Here is a 1,463-nt window from a genome sequence, read left to right as displayed (position 1 = left end):
TGCTTCCATATCTGGCCTATCAACCCAGTCGTCTACTGGGAGCCTTAACCCCTCAAGGGGGTGGGAGTCCTCATCTCGAAGCAGGCTTCCCGCTTAGATGCTTTCAGCGGTTATCCCTCCCGAACGTAGCCAACCAGCCATGCCCTTGGCAGGACAACTGGCACACCAGAGGTTCGTCCGTCCCGGTCCTCTCGTACTAGGGACAGCCCTTCTCAAGACTCCTACGCGCACAGCGGATAGGGACCGAACTGTCTCACGACGTTCTAAACCCAGCTCGCGTACCGCTTTAATGGGCGAACAGCCCAACCCTTGGGACCGACTCCAGCCCCAGGATGCGACGAGCCGACATCGAGGTGCCAAACCATCCCGTCGATATGGACTCTTGGGGAAGATCAGCCTGTTATCCCCGGGGTACCTTTTATCCGTTGAGCGACGGCGCTTCCACAAGCCACCGCCGGATCACTAGTCCCGACTTTCGTCCCTGCTCGACCCGTCGGTCTCACAGTCAAGCTCCCTTGTGCACTTACACTCAACACCTGATTGCCAACCAGGCTGAGGGAACCTTTGGGCGCCTCCGTTACTCTTTAGGAGGCAACCGCCCCAGTTAAACTACCCACCAGACACTGTCCCTGATCCGGATCACGGACCCAGGTTAGACATCCAGCACGACCAGAGTGGTATTTCAACGACGACTCCACGAACACTGGCGTGCCCGCTTCACAGTCTCCCACCTATCCTACACAAGCCGAACCGAACACCAATATCAAGCTATAGTAAAGGTCCCGGGGTCTTTCCGTCCTGCTGCGCGAAACGAGCATCTTTACTCGTAGTGCAATTTCACCGGGCCTATGGTTGAGACAGTCGAGAAGTCGTTACGCCATTCGTGCAGGTCGGAACTTACCCGACAAGGAATTTCGCTACCTTAGGATGGTTATAGTTACCACCGCCGTTTACTGGCGCTTAAGTTCTCAGCTTCGCCCCACCGAAGTGGAGCTAACCGGTCCCCTTAACGTTCCAGCACCGGGCAGGCGTCAGTCCGTATACATCGCCTTACGGCTTCGCACGGACCTGTGTTTTTAGTAAACAGTCGCTTCTCGCTGGTCTCTGCGGCCACCCCCAGCTCAGGAAGTAAATTCCATCACCAGGAATGGCCCCCCTTCTCCCGAAGTTACGGGGGCATTTTGCCGAGTTCCTTAACCATAGTTCACCCGAACGCCTCGGTATTCTCTACCTGACCACCTGAGTCGGTTTAGGGTACGGGCCGCCATGAAACTCGCTAGAGGCTTTTCTCGACAGCATAGGATCATCCACTTCACCACAATCGGCTCGGCATCAGGTCTCAGGCTTCATGCTGTCCGGATTTGCCTGGACAGCGCCCTACACCCTTACCCCGGGACAACCACCGCCCGGGCTGGACTACCTTCCTGCGTCACCCCATCGCTTACCTACTACCACCTTGGGCT

At 56.8% G+C, this 1,463-nt stretch carries 1 rRNA gene (only partly in view); it reads right to left on the bottom strand.

From position 1 onward, the window contains the following. Positions 1-1,463, bottom strand: a 23S ribosomal RNA gene (locus ACWD4A_RS35075); its annotated part runs 1,711 nt beyond the window's last position; the annotation flags it as partial.

The organism is Streptomyces sp. NPDC002537, from assembly GCF_053594975.1.
Note: the sequence above shows the minus strand (reverse complement) of the source record. Positions and strands in the feature narration are given on the sequence as shown.